The 17,317-nt window shown below is 55.9% G+C and carries 17 protein-coding genes, 1 pseudogene and 1 riboswitch; of the genes and pseudogenes, 7 read left to right on the top strand and 11 right to left on the bottom strand.

Going from position 1 to position 17,317, the window contains the following annotated elements:
- Positions 1–2 precede the first annotated feature (2 nt).
- The 7 genes from ACKTS9_RS05340 to ACKTS9_RS05310 all read right to left on the bottom strand — a co-directional run bounded on the left by ACKTS9_RS05340 (position 3) and on the right by ACKTS9_RS05310 (position 4,944).
- Positions 3–1,058: a substrate-binding domain-containing protein gene (locus ACKTS9_RS05340; RefSeq protein WP_407879416.1), complete on the bottom strand. Its 1,056-nt coding sequence runs from the start codon at positions 1,056–1,058 to the stop codon at positions 3–5.
- Positions 1,059–1,238: 180 nt separating this feature from the next.
- The gene (locus ACKTS9_RS05335) at positions 1,239–1,877 is read right to left on the bottom strand and encodes an AAA family ATPase (RefSeq protein ID WP_407879414.1); all 639 of its coding nucleotides are present in this window, start codon (positions 1,875–1,877) and stop codon (positions 1,239–1,241) included.
- 114 nt (positions 1,878–1,991) lie between these two features.
- The gene (gene thiT / locus ACKTS9_RS05330) at positions 1,992–2,552 is read right to left on the bottom strand and encodes an energy-coupled thiamine transporter ThiT (RefSeq protein WP_349215732.1); all 561 of its coding nucleotides are present in this window, start codon (positions 2,550–2,552) and stop codon (positions 1,992–1,994) included.
- 72 nt (positions 2,553–2,624) lie between these two features.
- A riboswitch (TPP riboswitch) is annotated at positions 2,625–2,725 on the bottom strand.
- A 43-nt stretch (positions 2,726–2,768) separates the two neighbouring features.
- A complete protein-coding gene (locus tag ACKTS9_RS05325) occupies positions 2,769–3,089 on the bottom strand; it encodes an AzlD domain-containing protein (protein WP_349215733.1) in 321 nt (106 codons plus the stop codon).
- Entirely contained in the window at positions 3,076–3,816 is a 741-nt protein-coding gene (locus tag ACKTS9_RS05320) for an AzlC family ABC transporter permease (protein ID WP_349215734.1), read from the bottom strand. Before ACKTS9_RS05320 ends, ACKTS9_RS05325 begins: the two co-directional genes overlap by 14 nt.
- A 70-nt stretch (positions 3,817–3,886) precedes the next feature.
- Complete coding sequence (locus ACKTS9_RS05315) at positions 3,887–4,276, bottom strand: DUF3887 domain-containing protein (RefSeq protein WP_349215735.1); 390 nt, start codon at positions 4,274–4,276, stop codon at positions 3,887–3,889.
- Entirely contained in the window at positions 4,273–4,944 is a 672-nt protein-coding gene (locus ACKTS9_RS05310; protein WP_349215736.1) for an endonuclease III domain-containing protein, read from the bottom strand. Before ACKTS9_RS05310 ends, ACKTS9_RS05315 begins: the two co-directional genes overlap by 4 nt.
- Before the next feature lie 130 nt (positions 4,945–5,074).
- Between ACKTS9_RS05310 and glyA the strand changes: the two genes are divergently transcribed.
- From glyA to ACKTS9_RS05285, 5 genes are all read left to right on the top strand, one after another.
- Complete coding sequence (gene glyA, locus ACKTS9_RS05305) at positions 5,075–6,325, top strand: serine hydroxymethyltransferase (protein WP_349215782.1); 1,251 nt, start codon at positions 5,075–5,077, stop codon at positions 6,323–6,325.
- 183 nt (positions 6,326–6,508) lie between these two features.
- Positions 6,509–6,847: a helix-turn-helix domain-containing protein gene (locus tag ACKTS9_RS05300; RefSeq protein WP_349215737.1), complete on the top strand. Its 339-nt coding sequence runs from the start codon at positions 6,509–6,511 to the stop codon at positions 6,845–6,847.
- Between the two features lie 143 nt (positions 6,848–6,990).
- Positions 6,991–7,827: an alpha/beta hydrolase gene (locus tag ACKTS9_RS05295; RefSeq protein WP_349215738.1), complete on the top strand. Its 837-nt coding sequence runs from the start codon at positions 6,991–6,993 to the stop codon at positions 7,825–7,827.
- A gap of 8 nt (positions 7,828–7,835) precedes the next feature.
- Positions 7,836–9,101 (top strand): replication-associated recombination protein A, encoded by a 1,266-nt coding sequence (locus ACKTS9_RS05290; protein ID WP_349215740.1) that lies wholly within the window; start codon positions 7,836–7,838, stop codon positions 9,099–9,101.
- A 28-nt stretch (positions 9,102–9,129) separates the two neighbouring features.
- Positions 9,130–11,508 (top strand): glycoside hydrolase family 3 C-terminal domain-containing protein, encoded by a 2,379-nt coding sequence (locus tag ACKTS9_RS05285; protein ID WP_349215741.1) that lies wholly within the window; start codon positions 9,130–9,132, stop codon positions 11,506–11,508.
- Between the two features lie 52 nt (positions 11,509–11,560).
- Here ACKTS9_RS05285 and ACKTS9_RS05280 read toward each other — a convergent pair whose 3' ends face one another.
- Positions 11,561–11,773: a hypothetical protein gene (locus ACKTS9_RS05280; protein WP_349215743.1), complete on the bottom strand. Its 213-nt coding sequence runs from the start codon at positions 11,771–11,773 to the stop codon at positions 11,561–11,563.
- A 124-nt stretch (positions 11,774–11,897) separates the two neighbouring features.
- On the opposite strand from ACKTS9_RS05280, the gene ACKTS9_RS05275 reads away from it, so the two are divergent.
- A complete protein-coding gene (locus ACKTS9_RS05275; RefSeq protein ID WP_349215745.1) occupies positions 11,898–12,713 on the top strand; it encodes a polysaccharide deacetylase family protein in 816 nt (271 codons plus the stop codon).
- Positions 12,714–12,721: 8 nt separating this feature from the next.
- Positions 12,722–13,507, top strand: a complete 786-nt coding sequence (locus ACKTS9_RS05270; RefSeq protein WP_349215746.1) for an N-acetylmuramoyl-L-alanine amidase family protein — start codon at positions 12,722–12,724, stop codon at positions 13,505–13,507.
- A 38-nt stretch (positions 13,508–13,545) separates the two neighbouring features.
- Here ACKTS9_RS05270 and ACKTS9_RS05265 read toward each other — a convergent pair whose 3' ends face one another.
- The 3 genes and pseudogenes from ACKTS9_RS05265 to ACKTS9_RS05255 all read right to left on the bottom strand — a co-directional run bounded on the left by ACKTS9_RS05265 (position 13,546) and on the right by ACKTS9_RS05255 (position 17,189).
- The gene (locus ACKTS9_RS05265) at positions 13,546–14,388 is read right to left on the bottom strand and encodes an HAD family hydrolase (RefSeq protein WP_349215747.1); all 843 of its coding nucleotides are present in this window, start codon (positions 14,386–14,388) and stop codon (positions 13,546–13,548) included.
- A 14-nt stretch (positions 14,389–14,402) separates the two neighbouring features.
- A pseudogene (locus ACKTS9_RS05260) lies at positions 14,403–15,590 on the bottom strand (MFS transporter).
- A 375-nt stretch (positions 15,591–15,965) separates the two neighbouring features.
- Positions 15,966–17,189, bottom strand: coding sequence for a helix-turn-helix transcriptional regulator (locus tag ACKTS9_RS05255; RefSeq protein ID WP_349215748.1), 1,224 nt, complete (start codon positions 17,187–17,189; stop codon positions 15,966–15,968).
- Between the last annotated feature and the right edge of the window lie 128 nt (positions 17,190–17,317).

The raw sequence follows: 17,317 nt of genomic DNA, 5'->3' as shown, positions 1-17,317 counted from the left end.
TTTTACAGAAATTGTTCCAGATTGCTTTGGAAAATCAGCTCCGACCGAAGGAATTCCGTTTCGGATTCCGGTCTGTGACCGTGAAGAAGATAGCCGGTCAGCCGTTTGACGGCCAGACGTCCCTGCTCGACCGGGTTTTTGGAGATCAGGCAGAACAGCTCGCCCTGACGCAGGGCCTGCGCGCTTTCGTCGCAAAGGTCGCTGCCCACAGCAAACACCCGGCGCTGAAGCCCCAAGGTGCGGACTGCTTCGGCCAGCATCAGCGTGCATCGAAGATTGACGGAGAACAGTCCGCGAATGTGCGGGTCTGATTCCAGTGCGCGGAGGATGGTCTCGTACGTTCCGTCCACGCCGCTGTATCCGTGGATGCGGATGATGGGGACTTGCGGACGCCGTGCCCGCAGAAGACTCTCAAATCCTGCCACGGTGTCCCGGTTGGAGGACAGGCGGCTGTCGCCTGCACAGAGCAGCACTTTGTCGCCCGGGGCGAGGCTGGCGTCCAGCAATTCAGCGGCCAGGCGGCCTTCGGTAAAGCAGTCCGTGCGCACGGTGCACAAAGGGTGAACGCCGGGAAAAGTCTCGTTGACCAGTACCGTGGGAATTCCGCTGGAAAGAACTCTCGTCAAGGCTTCCAGCGAATCTTCGAAGATTCGCCCGCCGGTCAGAAGTCCGTCGATCTCGCCGCGATACTGGCGGAAGATCCGGGCCAGCTGGGCGGCAAACCCGTTTTCAGGCGTGTCGTCAAAAGGTGCCTCCACCACGTCCAGATGATAAGCGGCCAGGTCTTCCAGCTGCTGACGGCAGCCGTCCCACATGCGGGAGAAGAAAAAATGATTCTCCCGCGTACAGCCGGGCAGCGCCACGACAATGCGGTGCGTTCGACGGCTTCGCATAGCCGGGGTCGGGCCGGGCTGATAGTTCATTTCGTCTGCCAGATGAAGAATCTCCTGGCGCAGCGCGGCGCTTACACCGGGCTTTCCGTAAAGTGCCCGGTGCACCGTGCCGGCCGACACACCGGCCGCAGCGGCCACATCGTGAATGGTAACGTCTTTTTTCATCGTCAAAACCTGCCTTGCTCTCTCATTTGCATTATAGAAAGCATTTCAGAGCACGTCAAGGTGAAAATGGGCATTATGCACAATTTTCGTTTTATAAACATAGAGTTTTAGTTATTTTATTATGCAATATGACAACTTGAACGCAAAAAAACAGCCGCCCCGGCAGGCGGCTGCAAAATGTTACTGGCTGTTTTGCGCACGGAAGGTTTCAGCGGCGGAGACAATCAGCTGCACGGCGCCATCCACCCCGAATTTTCCGGAATTGATGCTCATATCATAGCTGCCGGCCGCACCCCAGTCCCGATCGGCATAGAAGTTGTGATAATTGGCGCGGCTTCGGTCGGTTTTTCGAATCAGGGAACGGGCCGCGTCTTCCTCCAGATTGTACAGCCGGCAGATGCGCTGGATGCGCAGTTCCAGAGGCGCGTGGATAAATACGGAGAACATGTCCTTGCGGCCGCGCAGAATGTAGTCGGCGCAGCGCCCGATGAACACACAGGAGCTCTCGTCGGCCATTTTGCGGATGGCGTCCGTTTGGAACAGAAACAGTTTGTCGTTGGTGAGGTAATCGTTGTAGTTGGTAAAGCTGTTCACCGCCTGGCCATGCGCGCCGATGGCCAGCGTATACAAAAAGCTGTTGGTAGGCTTTTCGTCGGCGTTTTCAAACAGCTCTTCCACAATGCCGCTGTCTTTGGCCGCTTTTTTCAAAATTTCCTTGTCATAGAAAGGGATCCCCAGCTTTTCTGCCACCGCGCAGCCGATCTCGCGGCCGCCGCTGCCAAATTCTCTGCCGATGCAAATTACAATGCGTTTACTCATACCTGTCAGCCTCCCTTGACACGGTTTTGAAAAAGGCGGTCTGCCCTTTTCCTATCCTTATTTTACCACAAAACAACGCCGCAAGGCGTGAAAATTTTGCGGCGTTGTTTTTGGTTATTCTGCTGTGAAGAGTTTGGGGGCAAACCGGGCAAGAAGCACGGCGGCCACCGTAGTCAGGATGGTTTCCGGCAGCATGTAGCTGGCGTTGTATCCAAGGCTGTACGTCCAGGCGGGCAGGCCGTCGGACAAGTTGCCCCAGATGAGCACGCCGGACAAAAAGCTGCACAAGAAGCGGATGACGCAGACAGCCGCGGTTCCGACGCCCACGCCCACCATCCGGTTAGAGAAGGGCTTGGCAAATACGCAGGCAAGTCCCAAGGCGGTGAAGGCGATGACATAATCCAGCAGGATCATGCCGGCAAACGCCCAGAAGGTGGGGGAAGGCGGCGCCCAGAAGCCCAGCAGCATCTGCAGAAGGCTGTTGACAAAGCCGGTGAACAGGCCCCATTTAACGCCATGCCGGAACGAGATCAGCACAAAAGGAAGCATGCTGAACAGCGTGACGCTGCCGCCGTTGGGGAGTGTGTAAATTTTGATGTTCGCCAATACGGTACCCACGGCGATCATCAGCGCGCATTCCACCAGAACACGCGTTTTGGAATAGGTTTTGGTCATGGAAAGACCCCCTCGTTTTTAGTACATAAAAACAAAGGCGCCCACGGTCAAACCGCAGGCGCAAAAGCACTCTTTTATGAAGAAGAAACTTCCTACGCCGGCATTATCCGGATCAGGTAAAGGGTTCGCGGAATACCGCATCTCAGCCTTTCACAGCACCCCTGTTTTTATGTCCGCGTATCATTATAGACACCGGGTCGCGGCTTGTCAAGCACTTTACCGCCAAAGTCCCTGCAGCCATTCCACCGCATATACCGCAGCGCAGGCGGCCAGTGCTACCGCCAGCAGGTTTCCGCCGCACCAGGCCAGCACAGCGGCCACGGCAAACCCGGCCAGCGCGCTGAAGAAGCTGCCCGTGCTCTCAAAAATGGCGGGCACTGTCATGGCTGCCAGTACCGCATAGGGAACGTAAAACAGAAAGCTCTTTACAAAGCGGCTGTAAATTTTTTTTCGCAGAAGCGCCATAGGGAGCATCCGGATCAAATAAGTCACGCCGGCCATGACGGCGATGTAAACGATCAGTTCATGCGTCGGCATGGTCCTCTTCCTCCTCTCGGTCGGGTACGGGTGCCAAAACCGCACCCAGTCCGGCGGCGATCACCGTGCACAGAATGATGGCGAATCCGCTGGAAATGCTGTTCAGCAGCGGCACGAACCGCATCGCGCAGCTCAGCGCCACCGCCAGACACACCACACCCAGAACAGCCCGGCTTTTGCGGGCCACCGGAATGACGATGGCCAAAAACATGCCGTACAGCGCAATGCCGAAGGCGCTGCGCACACTGTCGGGCAGGAGCCCACTGGCCACCGCGCCGCACAGGGTGCCCAGCGTCCAGCCCAGATAGGGCATGATGGCCAGACCGCTGAAATAGCGGCCGCCCACTTCGCCGGGTTGGCTGGCAGCCACCGCAAAAATCTCATCGGTAATGAAATAGCTGATACCCAGCCGCCCGGGAAGCCGAACGGTGCGCGGCAGCTTTTGCGACAGAGACAGGCTCATCAGCGCATAGCGCAGGTTGATGACCAGCTGCGTCAGCGCCATTTCAAACAGAGAACTGTGGGCACAGATCAGGGAAAGTCCCGCAAACTGTCCCGCACTGGTCAGGTTGGTCATGCTGATGGCCACTGCCGCCCACACGGGCAGGCCATCCAGCACGCACAGAATGCCGAAAGTCATGGAGACGGAAAAATAGCCCAGCCCGATGGGAACTCCGTCCCGCAGACCGGCCGCAAAGGAATTTTGAAAGGATTTTGTATGTTCCAAAGAAAAATACCTCTTTATTAAGCGATTTTGGCACATAAGCACGCCCGCGGCGGGGCCGCGGGCGAACGCATCATTTCATGTAAAGACCGGCCAGCCGGTAAGAGGAATCGTAACTCAGCGTGAAGGTGAGCTTGCCGTTTTCAAAGGCAGCCTGTGCCACATCCACCGCCATGCCGTCCTTCCCGACGATGGTGTGCTTTTCCACTTCCACAAAGGTGCCCAGCTGCTGCGCCAGAGGCTGCCAGATTTCCGGCCATTCTTCTGCGGAAATCGCCTCTTTCATGGTGTCATCCATGGAATCGGTCAGGGCGTCATACTCTTCGTTCACCAACTGGCTGATGGTGGTCTCGGCGGCCTGCTGCACGCTTTCTTCGTCCATTCCGTCCGGTAAGGAAGCACCGCAGCCGGCCAGCCCCAGGCACAACACCAACGTCAGAATTGCAAATAAAAGCCGTTTCATACGGATTTCTCCTTTTTCGCATTTTTCGCAGAAAGTGTTTTGCGCCCGGTGCGGCAGATGTCCTGCAGGCAGCATGCCTCGCAATAGGCTTTGCGCGCCGTGCATACCACACGGCCGTGCATCACACAGCGGTGGCAGAAATCGTTGGATTCCTCGGGGGGAAGGACCTTGACCAGCGCCTTTTCCACATGGACGGGATCGGTGTCGTCGTTCACAAAGCCGATGCGGTTGGCCATGCGGATGCAGTGTGTGTCCGCCACCACCGCAGGCAGATGGAAGATATCGCCCCGGATCAGATTGGCACTTTTGCGGCCCACGCCGGGCAGCTTTAAAAGTTCCTCCATTTCGCTGGGAACTTTTCCGCCGTATTCACGCAGCAGCATGTTGGTCATGCCGTACAAATCCCGCGCTTTGCTTTTCCCGAGACCGCAGGGCTTCACGATGGCCTCAATGGCGTCCGGCCCGGCAGCCGCAAGGCTCTCCAGCGTAGGATATTTTGCAAACAGTTCTTTTGTGACGATGTTCACCCGGGCATCCGTGCACTGAGCGGACAGGCGGACGCTGACCAGCAATTGCCAGGCATCCTCATACGTCAGCGAGCATTCGCTGACCGGATACTCCTGTTTCAGGCGCTCCACGATCTCACGGGTATCAGCCTTTGTGCGCATGGGGGTTCCCCTTTCGTTGAATGTATGAACAATATAGCACAAAAGCCCTGACCGCGCAAGAAAAGCGTTGTGCACGCGCCGCAAAAAAGGTATAATGAAGCCAATACAGCCAAAGAGAGGGGTTTTGCAGATGTATGCGGATATGATGGATACCATTGGATTTGTGGAACAGCGCGATCCGGAAGTGGGCGCAGCCATGCGCCGGGAACTGGAGCGCCAGAAACGAAATATTGAGCTGATTGCGTCCGAGAACATTGTCTCGCCTGCGGTCATGGCGGCCATGGGAAGTGTTCTGACCAACAAATATGCGGAGGGGTATCCCGCTCATCGGTATTACGGCGGATGCCAGTGCGTGGACGTGGTGGAAGAGATCGCCCGCCAGCGCGCCTGCCAGCTGTTCGGAGCCGAGCACGCCAATGTACAGCCGCACTCCGGTGCACAGGCCAACCTGGCGGTGTATTTTGCACTGCTGAATGTAGGCGATACGGTGCTTGGCATGGATTTGTCCAATGGCGGTCATCTGACCCACGGCAGCCCGGTGAATATGAGCGGCAAAAATTATCACTTCATCTCTTATGGCGTGGATGAAAACGGTTATCTGGATTATGAGGAATTGGCGCGGAAAGCGCGGGAAAATCATCCGAAAATGATCGTGGCAGGTGCTTCTGCCTATGCCCGCGTCATTGACTTCGAGCGCATTGCCGGCATCGCCAAGGAAGTGGGCGCGCTGTTTATGGTGGATATGGCGCACATTGCCGGTCTGGTGGCGGCAGGGCTTCATCCCAATCCGGTTCCCTGGGCGGACGTGGTCACAACCACCACACACAAGACCTTGCGCGGCCCCCGCGGCGGTTTGATCCTGTGCCGTCAGGAGTATGCGAAAGCCATTGACAAGGCGATTTTCCCGGGCACGCAGGGCGGCCCGCTGGAGCATGTGATCGCGGCCAAAGCGGTGTGCTTCGGTGAAGCGCTGAAACCGGAGTTCAAGGCCTATCAGCAGGCCATTGTGGACAATGCCCGCGCTCTGGCGCAGGCGCTGCAGGCGCGGGGCGTCAAACTGGTGTCCGGCGGAACGGACAACCACTTGATGACAGTGGACCTGCGCGGCACCGGCGTCACCGGCAAGGAGCTGGAAGCTCGCCTGGACGAGGTGAATATCACCGCCAATAAAAACACAGTGCCCAACGACCCGGAGAAGCCTTTTGTTACTTCAGGTGTGCGGATTGGCACACCGGCTGTGACGACCCGCGGCTTCGGCCGTGAGGAGATGCAGGTGATCGCAGACTGCATCGCGGATTGCACCTTCCGTTTTGAAGAGACAAAAGAGGCTACCCGCGCGGCTGTGGCGCGCCTGGCGGAGCGTTTCCCCCTGTACGAATAAATCAAGTTTTAAGCCCTCTGCGCATTCTGCCATGCGCAGAGGGCTTTTTTGACCGGGTTCTCACCGCCGAAAAAATTTCCGAAGTGATTTGCATAACAATCCCTGTTTAAAACAATACTTTCGTGTTTTTATACAGTTAAAAAACCGTTTTTTAACGATAAACTCAAGAACAGGGGTGGTTTTTTGGAATACGATCTGCAATTAATAGGAAAGCGCCTGCAAGCGGCCAGAAAGGCGAAGCATTACACACAGGACTATGTTTCCGCCAAAGCAGAAATCGGTGAAAAGTTTTTGAGCCAGATCGAATGCGGAAAGGCGGGTCTGTCGGTACAGACTTTGCTTGTGTTGTGCGATATTCTGGAGGTGACGCCGAACTATGTTTTACTGGCGGACCCCTCTCTGGCGGCACAGACACCGGTCACCGAGCTGTTGCGCGGGCTGACACCACAGCAATTGAGCGATGCGGAACAGATCCTTGAAATTTTTGTGCGCAACTGCCGTGCGGAAAAAAGCAGGACATAGGCTTTGGACACACAGCGAAAAGGAAAAAACGCATGCCGGGCGGATTGTCAATCCGCCCGCTTTCTTATATAATAAAAGACAGAATCAATGACATAAACGCGCTGGTGAATGCGCGTTCGAAATAAGGAAAAGAGGAGTCAAAAATGGCTTATATCGATTGCAAGCTGAAATCTCAGATTTTGCAGACAACCGTCACTGTGAAACTGTATTTCCCCACGGACTTGCCTGCGGAAGTGGGAAATCAGATCAAAGGCTGTCTGACGCTGCTGCACGGATATACCAACTGTGCAGAAGACTGGTTTCAGATGACCAGTGCGGCGCGGTATGCTGCGGACAATGGCCTGATGCTGATTGTGCCGGACTGCGGGAATTCTTTTTACCAGAACATGATGTACGGCGGCGCTTACCGCACGTTCCTGGTGGATGAGATGCCGGTGCTTCTGCACAACATTTTCCGCTTTATCCCCATGCAGCGCGACCGCAATTTTATCGCGGGCCTGTCCATGGGCGGATACGGTGCCTTGTATCTGGGCATGTCGCGGCCGGATATCTGGGGCGGATGCGCCAGTTTTTCCGGCGCGGTGGATTTGTCGCTGATGCTGCGTGACCCCAATGTGCCCGGCCTGCGCGAAGTGTTTGCACCTATTTTCGGCGACAGCCTGGCGCTGCCCAAGGCGAGCAACCTGCATTATGTGGCACAGAAGGCGGCAGAACTTCCGCCGCAGCGCCAGCCGAAAATTTTGTTGACCAATGGCCTGCAGGACTTTGAACCCTACCACATCGTAGAGCAGAACGATTCTTTGCATGCCACACTGCATAAGCTGAATTTGGCGTACTACCGCAGAATTCAGTGGGACGGTGTCCATGAATGGAATTTCTGGGACCGCAGTCTGGTCTATGCCATCGACTATTTCCTGGGCAACGGCTACGCGGCCAAGAAAATGAATGACTGGCGCTCCAGCGCAGTCATTCACCAGTGAGGACGGCCATGGCCGCTCCGTTGGCGGACCGCCTGCGTCCCCGCACTCTGGCAGAAGTGTGCGGGCAGCAGCATTTGCTGGCGCCGGGCAGGGTGTTTCGCAGTGCGCTGGAACAGGGCCGTGTACCCAATATGATTTTTTACGGGCCGCCGGGGGTGGGCAAGACCACGGTGGCCCGCATCATTGCGGAAAACAGCGGCATGCACCTGCACAAGCTCAACGGGACTACCGCCGGCACAGCGGATATCAAAGCTGTGCTGGGGGATGTGGGCACGCTGGCAGCGCAGGGCGGTATTCTTCTGTATCTGGACGAGATCCAGTATCTGAACAAAAAACAGCAGCAGAGTCTGCTGGAATGTTTGGAGGACGGTTCGGTTACGCTGATCGCCTCCACGACGGAAAATCCTTATTTTTACATTTATAACGCGCTTTTGTCACGCTGTACCGTGTTTGAGTTTAAACCGCTTTCTCCGGAGGATGTTCAGCAGGGGCTGCGAAATGCGCTGCACCGTCTGGGAGAAGAGGATGGCGTTCCCATCCTGCCCCAGGAGGGCGCGCTGGAATTGCTGGCTTCGGCCTGCGGCGGCGATATGCGCAAAGCGCTGGGCTGTTTGGAATTTGCCGCTGCAGCTCTGCCGGAAAAAGACGGTGTGCGCACGCTGACCGAACAGGTGGTGCAGCAGGTGACCCAGCGCGCGGCGCAGCGGTACGACAAAAGTGATGATATGCATTACGACTGCATCTCCGCCTTGCAGAAGAGCATTCGCGGCTCTGACCCGGATGCGGCGGTCCACTATCTGGCGCGGATTCTGGAGGGTGGCGACATGCTGTCGGCCTGCCGGCGGCTTTTGGTGATCGCGGCGGAGGATGTGGGCCTGGCTTATCCGCAGGCGATCCCCATTGTAAAAGCCTGCGTGGACAGTGCGCTGCAGCTGGGGCTGCCGGAGGCAAGGCTGCCTCTGGCGGACGCGGCGATCCTGCTGGCGACCGCACCCAAGTCCAACTCGGCCCACAATGCCATTCTGGCTGCGATGGAAGACTTGCGGAAAGGGCGGGGCGGTCCGGTTCCGCGGCAGCTGCAGAACTGTCATTTTGACGGGGAAGACAACCAGAACAAGGGACAGCATTATCTTTATCCGCACGACTACCCCAACCACTGGGTGGCGCAGCAGTATCTGCCTGACGCCCTGGTGGGCACAAAGTATTATGAGTACGGCGAGAATAAGACCGAGCAGGCGGCCAAAGCTTACTGGGAGAAGATCAAGGGCCGATGACCCGAAACCATTTGGGAGGAACTGCACAATGACGGAACGTCAATTGGATGCCTTTGTAAAGCGCCTGACCCTGAAAGAGAAGGCGAGCCTGATGAGCGGGCGGGATTTCTGGCAGACAAAACCGCTTCCGGACAAAGGCGTGTGGCCGCTGCGTTTGAGCGACGGCCCGCACGGCCTGCGTAAGGAAGATTTGAAAAATGCAAAGGAAAACGGCGGCCACAGTGTGAAAGCCACTTGTTTTCCCACGGCCGCGGCGCTGGCCTGTTCCTGGGACGAGGAACTGGCCGAACAGGTGGGTGCGGCCATTGCCGAGGAATGCCGTTCGCACGGCGTGGGCGTTCTGCTGGGGCCCGGCGTCAATATCAAACGCAGCCCGCTGGGCGGCCGCAATTTTGAATACTTTTCCGAAGATCCGCTGGCCGCAGGCAAGATGGGCGCGGCCATGATCCGCGGCATCCAGAAGCGGGGCGTGGGCGCCAGCCTGAAGCACTTTGCGGTCAACAATCAGGAGACACTGCGCATGACCATTTCGGCGGAAGTGGATGAGCGCGCGCTGCGGGAAATTTATCTCAAGCCCTTTGAGATCGCGGTGAAAGAGGGAAAACCCGCCACCGTGATGTGCAGTTACAACCGGATCAACGGAGTGTATGCCAGCCAGAACAAAATGCTGCTGACAGACATTTTGCGCCGGGAGTGGGGATTTGAAGGCCTTGTGATGAGCGACTGGGGAGCGGTGGACGACCGTGCTGCCGGCGTGGCTGCAGGGCTGGATCTGGAGATGCCGTATTCGGGCGGAGCCACCGATGAAGACGTGGTACGGGCTGTGCAGGAGGGCCGCCTTTCGGAGCAGGCACTGGATGCGGCGGTGAAAAACGTACTGCGCCTGGTGGCAGCTTATGCGCACAAACCCCGCACGCCCTATCATCAGGCGGCTCATCGAAGTTTGGCGGAAAAAGCCTGTGAAAAATCTGCGGTGCTGCTGAAGAACGACGGCATTCTGCCGCTGGAAAAACAGAGTAATCTGGCAGTGATCGGGGCGCTGGCTGCCGGTACGGGCCGCTATCAGGGCGGTGGTTCCAGTGTGGTCAATGCGCACGCTCCGATGGGATTCACCGGCGCTATGGCGCAGCGGGGCTGGGCCTATATCAACTATGCGCCCGGCTATCGCACCGAGCACACCCGGCCGGACGCAGAGCTGGAGGAGCAGGCGGTCCGCTATGCCCGCACGGCGCAGACCGTGGTTTACTTCATGGGCCTGACCGATTTGTACGAAAGCGAAGGCTTTGACCGTACCCATATGCGTTTGCCGGAAAATCAGACGCACCTTCTGGAAAAACTGGCGGAGGCAAACCCCAATCTGGTGGTGGTCCTGGCAGGGGGAAGCCCCATGGAAGTTCCCTGGCTGGATCAGGTGCGTGCAGTTCTCTATACCGTTCTGGGCGGCGAAGGACTGGGCGAGGCGACGTACCGCCTTTTGTTCGGGGAAGCGTGCCCTTCGGGCAAATTGTCCGAAACCTGGCCGCTTCGGCTGGAGGATAACCCCAGTGCCCGTTATTTCCCCATGGGCCCCCGGGTCGTCACATACAATGAGAGCATTTATGTAGGATATCGCTATTATGATAAAGCAGGGCAGGCGGTGCGGTTCCCCTTTGGATACGGCTTGTCTTATACACGGTTTGTTTACCGGGATCTGCATGTGGACACTGGAAAGAACGGCGAGCTTCTGGTGAAAGTCCGCCTCGCCAATGTCGGTGACCGGGCAGGCGATGAAATCGTACAGATCTATGCGGGCTGTCCGCATTCGTCGGTGCACCGGCCGGTGCGGGTCCTGGTGGGCTTTGCACGGGTAAGCCTGAAGCCGGGCGAGGAGCGGCAGGTGGAGATCTCCGTGCCGCGGGATCGTCTGGCGTTTTACGATCCGGTTCAGCATCGTTTCGTGGTGGAGGCCGGGCAGTACGAAATCTGTGCCGGCGCTTCCAGCCGGGATCTGCCTCTGCGCAAAGCGGTACTGGTATCGGGAGAAGCGGTCATGCCGCTGTATGCCCAAAGTGCGGATGGACCTTACGGCGCGTTTTCCGACAATCGCTTTTCGGACGCTGCCTTTTACGGGGTGCACAGCCGTCCGCCGCAGAACAATGCGCTGCCGCACCCGGGCGAGTACGACCGCAATACACCGCTGCGGCAGATGAACGAGTCAAAACTGGCACGGATGCTGGCATCAGCCGCTCGAGTCATGACCCGGAAAACGCTGCATTTTTCGCCGCATGCACAGGTGAATCAAAAGGTTGCACATGCAATGGTGGGCGATCTGCCTTTCCGGAACATTCAGCGCAATGCCTGGTTCCTGTTGAACGTAAAGCAGGCCGGGCGGGTGCTGGACCTTTGCAACCGGCCCAATAAGAAATGAAAAAAGGACGGCGCACAGCGCCGTCCTTTTTTCATTTCGCACAGGGAGCCTTTCAGTCAGGATCTCCGGGCAGTTCGTCATTCCATCCGGGAAAGCAGCCGCTTTCATACGTGGCCGGAAGCCACTCTGCGGGCATGTCGTCTTCGTATCCCAAATCCCGCATGTTCCTGGCCGGGTCCACGCGAGCGTTTTGCGCACCGCCAAAGTGGTTTGCATAGTGGCTGTTTTTGGAAAAATGATGGCTTGCTCTTTTTTCGGGTTGCATGCAAAACACCTCCATGCGCTTATTGTGCGCACAGAAGCTTCGAATAAAACAGGAGCTTTTTCCCAGCGCGGCGGCATACCGTGCATCCATCGCCTCATATGCTTGCATGAGGGGGGGATACACCATGTTTTACTGCATGAAAAAACAGACCACGCATCGGGTTTTGACCGGGATGTTGGCATTGATTCTGGCGTCGGCGGCGGGCGGCCTCGCGTGGGGAGCAGAACCACAGGCGACTGCGGTGGAAAGCCACGCCTGGGGGCTGTCCTTTCAGGAGGAACATCAGCCGCCCAGTGCGGAACTGACACCGGAAGAATTGGCGCCTTATGACGCATATTATTGTGCGCCGCAGGGTGAAAATCGTCTGTATATCACCTTTGACGCAGGGTATGAAAATGGAAACACGGCCCCGATTTTGGATGCGCTGAAGAAACACAATGCGCCGGCGGCCTTTTTTGTGGTGGGAACCTATATTCAGGAAAATCCGGATCTGGTAAAACGCATGGTGGAAGAGGGGCACCTGGTGGGAAATCACACCTGGCACCATCCCGATTTGTCGCAAACCGACCGAGCCACCTTTGAAAAGGAATTGCAGGACGTGGAACAGATCTTTCAGCAGGTGACCGGGCAGGCTATGCAGCGTTTTTACCGTCCGCCCGAAGGAAAATTCAGCGATGAAAATCTGGTGTGGGCCAAAGAAATGGGCTATAAAACCGTTTTGTGGAGCCTGGCTTATGTGGATTGGAACACAGACAGTCAGCCGGACCGGGAGACTGCGTTCGAAAAGCTGCTGCCCCGCACCCACGACGGCGCCATTGTTCTGCTGCACTCGACCAGTGCGACCAATGCACAGATTTTGGATGAGCTTTTGAGCAAATGGGAAGAGATGGGATATACTTTTGGCAGCCTGACGGAACTTGGTATGGCTGCCGCACAATGAGGCCGGATATGAGAATGGGTTCATTTCAGCGCCGTCATCATCGGCGTGCAAAACCGCCGCTTTGGGCGTGGGGAATGGCGGTAGCCGTCCTCCTTTTGATGCTGCTTTGGGCCGGCACCCGCCGCAGCGTGGAGGTAAATGCGGATTATGAGATGCCCACACAACCGCCCTATACCATTGCACTGGATGCGGGCCACGGGGGAATGGATACCGGTGCAGAGGGATATCTGGACGAGGTGGTGCTGTGCGAGCAAACGGTGGATGCTTTGTACAACCTGCTGGCATTGGACGGGAACTATATTCCGGTGCGCACTCGCCCCAACGGTGAAAAATATACGGTGGACCAGCGCGTACAAAACGCGGCGGAAAACAAGGCATGCCTGTTTTTAAGCATTCATGGAAACAGCGACGGAGACAGTGATTCGCACGGCTTTGAGTGTTTCCCGCCGCCGCCGGGGCGCGTGTGGGCACAGGAATCCATGGCGTTTGCCCAGTGCATTGCACAGCAGATGGAAACCGCCGGGCACCGGCTGCGCGGTACCAACGGGATCCGCTTTGCCTACTATGAGGGAAAGCGGAAAATTCTGGTGGACAGTTCCGATGATCGCGTGCGGGAACTGAAAAGCTTTGGCGTGTTGGAAAAGGCACCCTGTCCTGCTGTATTGGTGGAGCAGGGCTTTGTCACCAATGGACAGGACGTGGAGAACTGGGCTTCGCCAGAGGGATGCCAGCGTGCGGCGCAGGCGTATTATCAGGCCATCTGTCAATATTTCGGAACCGACCCGCAGGCATGAAAAAAGCGCCTGAAATCAGGCGCTTTGGGCGGGCGGCATCAGCCACCCAGATTTTTTAAGAATTCATCCAGCTTTTTTTCACCATAAGCTGCGTAGCTTTCGCTGCGCAGATGGTCCGTCGCTTTCTCGCAGAACTCCTGCCAGGAAGCGGCTTCTTTTTTGACCAGAATGGGGTAGAAGTACACTCCGTTGGTCTGTGCGGCTGCACGGTCGCCGGGAGCGTCGCCCACCATCAGAACGTGGTCCGGCGCATACCCTTTTTCCAGAAGCATGGCAATGCAGTGTTGTTTGGAACCGGCATCCTGTGCCAAAACCAGATCCACGTGATCCAGAAGGCCATATTTGCCCCACTCTTCCAGCACGGCATCCCGGTTGGCGCTGGAGACGACGGCCACATCGGCAAATTCCGCTGCTGCGGCCAGTCCCTGGCTGGCACCGTCAAACGGCTTTTTCAGGGATTCGTCCAGCTGATTGATGCTGGCGTTGACTTGCTGAGACCAATGCAAAGCCTTTTGCAGGCATTCGCTGCCGGTTTCACGGATTGCCTGTTCCAAAGCGCTGTTGGACAGCGCTTTGGTCTGGTCCACCCATCCGGTCAGATCGGAAAGGCCCGGAATGGTTTTGTATTGCTGGTCGATTTCGGCCAGGGCGATGGCCAGACCCTTGAATCGGTTGACACCGCGGGTCATGCTGTACAGATTGATCTCGTTCCAGCGGGCGAGAATCGGCTCCTGCCATTGCTCCAGCTCCCACTCGTGTACCATGCAGGGGCCAAAACAACGGAAGTGTTTGATGTCCATGGTGTCCATGGCGCAGCCGTCCGAATCAACACAAATCAGAAAATCATGTCTTTTTTCAAAGGTATCAAAGATCTCAGCCATGAGAAACCCTCCGATTACAGTTCGCCGTGTTTTTTCTTCAGAGCGATTACGTTGGCGTCAACTGTTTTCTTATCAAGCGGATACCAGAGCAGCAGAACCAGGCCCAGCAGCAAGAAGCCAACAGCAGGAACGATGGTGGAGATGTTGAATACGCCTTCGAGCACATCCGGCTCATAAGCAGTGGCGGCGGTGTAACCGACGAGGGACAGCAGGGCGCCGGTGAGACCGGAGAAAGCGGCCTGGCCGAGTTTACGGGCAAAGGAGTAAACAGCATACACTGTGCCGTCCTCGCGCACGCCGTTCTTCAGCTCGGAGTAGTCGATAACGTCGGTGATGAGCGCCCAGCAGAACATGCTGAACATGGCAATGCCCAGATAGGCGAACATGTAGAACACAACGAAAACCCATACGTTCTGGGGACGCACAATGAACGCGGCCACCAGACCGATGACAGAAATGAAGCTGGCGATGATGCTCATCTCGCGTTTGCCGATCTTAACGGCGATGGGTTTGGCCACAGCCGCAATCACAAAGGTGAGAGCCATTGTAAGCAGAGAGGACAGAGACTGAACGTCCGGCGCAGAATAGTAGTTCGGGAATACGTAGTTAGCCATTCCGGTGAGCGTGAGCTGGGACAGAAGCATCAGAATAGCGGCAGCGATGATGGAAACCAGCGCGCGGTTGGTAATGATGCTGCGCAGCATGTGACCGATGGAGGCTTTCTGAGCGTTCGGATCGATCTCGGGGCGCACGCGCTCGGTGGTGAGCGAATAGCACAGCAGCTAGCAGATGACCGCACCGATGGAGAACACACCTGCAATAAGGGTGAACCGGCCGCCGTTCAGCACACTGTTGCCGTCAACTTTATCGTATGCGATCATCGGTACGCCCGCGCCAATGACAACGCCTGCAAGCGTCGCACCCATGGTGCGGAACGTGGACAGAGACTGGCGGTCGCCCGGATCAGCCGAGATAGCAGACGCCATCGAGCCGTAGGGGATATTGATAGAAGTGTAGAAAATGGATCCCCACAGAATGTATGTAACAAACAGCCAGCCGATTTTGAAGTTCATGGGCATGCCGGCGAAAGCGCTCTGGTAAATCAGGAATGAGACGATCGCCACAGGGCCGCACATACGGTGGATCCACGGTTTGAATTTGCCGACGGGAGTCATCTTGCTGGAATCGCAAATGCGGCCCATCGTAACGTCGGTGAAAGCGTCGACAATGCGCGCAACCATCATAGACGACGCCCACGATCCAACCTTCCACACCCATGACGTCCGTGTAGAATTTCATGAGGAACGTGGAGGAAAGAATGAAAGTAAAGTCATTTCCGAAGTCGCCGAACATGTATCCGATCTTGTCGCGGATGCCGAACGGCCGCACAGAAGCATTGGTATTGTGTGCCATAATGTTGTCTCCTTCTCCCAAGATTCAATTTTTGGGTGCACCTGTCTGGTGCGCTTACCGAACGAGTTCAGAATACCATTTTTGAATCATAAGCGTGAGGACTTATTTTATTGAACGGGTAAATTCTTTGCTATTTTTAGAATTAAATGGGCAAATTTACTATTTTATTGCTTGCGGAACATGGTAGGGGTACATCCCATTTGCTTTTTAAATACCTTGGTGAAGTAGTTTACATCTGTGAAGCCGGTGGCGGATGCAATCTGGTTAATGCTCAGATTGGAATTGCCGGACAGCAGCTGCTTGGCCTGGCTGATGCGTTTGTCGGTGATGTATTCCGGAAGGCTGCAGCCTACTTCTTTGTTGAAGTGCTGCGATAAATAGCTGGCGTTTACGCCCAGATGCTCGGAAATTTTCTTTAAACTCAATTCCGGATCATTCAGATTAAAATTCACGTAGTTGATCATGGCGCGCACATTGGGCGTATAATTGGCCAGGCTGTGGTGCTGCACCTCCCGGCAGTAATCCCGAATCATGTCACGGGAGAGCGTGTCCAGCTGGCTGATTTTGTCGGTGTTCTCAATTCGGACAGCCCATTTACCGCTGATGGCGTCGATATAAAGCGGGTGAACGTGAGCGGTTTCCAGGCTTTTACGCAGCAGAGTATTTAAAATAATCATCAGGTTTTTTTCGTTGCGCAGCTTGTTGGAAACGCGCTCCAGAGAGAAATTCTTCACTCCGAGACTGTAGACGGCGTCCAAATCGCCTTTGATGACCAGGTTCAGCAGCTTTTGCTCATCCGCATAACGCTTTTCCAGGGTTTCGGCCCGCAGCTGCAAAGTATCCTCTTCGAATACAGGGCAGGGGGCCGGATGTTCCGGTGAGATGTCAAATCCCCGGAACGTGTGCTCCAGATCCTTTTGGTACGCGCTGGAAACCAGCGCGGAAAACACGACGTAAAGCCGCGAGTGATCCAAAACAGGCAGCGTGTTCAGATAAGTACTGTAAGCACTTTTCTGAGAAAGGGGAATCCCGGCGTCGGTCAAAAGTTCTTCCAGAGAAGAAGTGCTGGCAGCATCGGGCAGATAGGGGCCGATCAGCACAAAACCTTCCCGTTCCGGTAGACATAAAACAGCGATGCGCGTATCACAGGCAAGGCCAACTTCATAAATGAAAAAAGGACCGGTAGTGCTGCTGGCGGGTTCACATTCAAACAGAAGGCCGCCGAACAGAAGGTCGCGAAAACGCTCTTTCAGAAGAGGAGGCATATAGTTGGGCTCATAGATCTCATCGGGCACCAACTGCCGGTCTACATAGATAAAACTGGTGTCCAGCATCACCTGAACCAGTTCCGCAAAGGAATTGAGCACATGCTGCTGCATTTTAAGCATAATTTCACCTCAGACAGCTTTTTCTATGCTTACTATACCCGCCTTTTACTGGAATTTCCAGAGATTGTGAAGATAAAATTTTCGCTTTTTTAAAAAATAGCAAAAAAATTACGGATGTTGCAAATAAT

The sequence above is a fragment of the Owariibacterium komagatae genome, assembly GCF_045865535.1.
GTDB classification, from domain to species: Bacteria; Bacillota; Clostridia; order Oscillospirales; family Ruminococcaceae; genus Ruthenibacterium; species Ruthenibacterium komagatae.
Note: the sequence above shows the minus strand (reverse complement) of the source record. Positions and strands in the feature narration are given on the sequence as shown.

Coding starts and splice junctions, on each gene's coding strand:
- ACKTS9_RS05340 (WP_407879416.1), bottom strand. CDS start 1,058: ATGAAAAAAGACGTTACCATTCACGATGTGGCCGCTGCGGCCGGTGTG.
- ACKTS9_RS05335 (WP_407879414.1), bottom strand. CDS start 1,877: ATGAGTAAACGCATTGTAATTTGCATCGGCAGAGAATTTGGCAGCGGC.
- thiT (WP_349215732.1), bottom strand. CDS start 2,552: ATGACCAAAACCTATTCCAAAACGCGTGTTCTGGTGGAATGCGCGCTG.
- ACKTS9_RS05325 (WP_349215733.1), bottom strand. CDS start 3,089: ATGCCGACGCATGAACTGATCGTTTACATCGCCGTCATGGCCGGCGTG.
- ACKTS9_RS05315 (WP_349215735.1), bottom strand. CDS start 4,276: ATGAAACGGCTTTTATTTGCAATTCTGACGTTGGTGTTGTGCCTGGGG.
- ACKTS9_RS05310 (WP_349215736.1), bottom strand. CDS start 4,944: ATGCGCACAAAGGCTGATACCCGTGAGATCGTGGAGCGCCTGAAACAG.
- glyA (WP_349215782.1), top strand. CDS start 5,075: ATGTATGCGGATATGATGGATACCATTGGATTTGTGGAACAGCGCGAT.
- ACKTS9_RS05295 (WP_349215738.1), top strand. CDS start 6,991: ATGGCTTATATCGATTGCAAGCTGAAATCTCAGATTTTGCAGACAACC.
- ACKTS9_RS05290 (WP_349215740.1), top strand. CDS start 7,836: ATGGCCGCTCCGTTGGCGGACCGCCTGCGTCCCCGCACTCTGGCAGAA.
- ACKTS9_RS05285 (WP_349215741.1), top strand. CDS start 9,130: ATGACGGAACGTCAATTGGATGCCTTTGTAAAGCGCCTGACCCTGAAA.
- ACKTS9_RS05280 (WP_349215743.1), bottom strand. CDS start 11,773: ATGCAACCCGAAAAAAGAGCAAGCCATCATTTTTCCAAAAACAGCCAC.
- ACKTS9_RS05275 (WP_349215745.1), top strand. CDS start 11,898: ATGTTTTACTGCATGAAAAAACAGACCACGCATCGGGTTTTGACCGGG.
- ACKTS9_RS05270 (WP_349215746.1), top strand. CDS start 12,722: ATGAGAATGGGTTCATTTCAGCGCCGTCATCATCGGCGTGCAAAACCG.
- ACKTS9_RS05265 (WP_349215747.1), bottom strand. CDS start 14,388: ATGGCTGAGATCTTTGATACCTTTGAAAAAAGACATGATTTTCTGATT.
- ACKTS9_RS05255 (WP_349215748.1), bottom strand. CDS start 17,189: ATGCTTAAAATGCAGCAGCATGTGCTCAATTCCTTTGCGGAACTGGTT.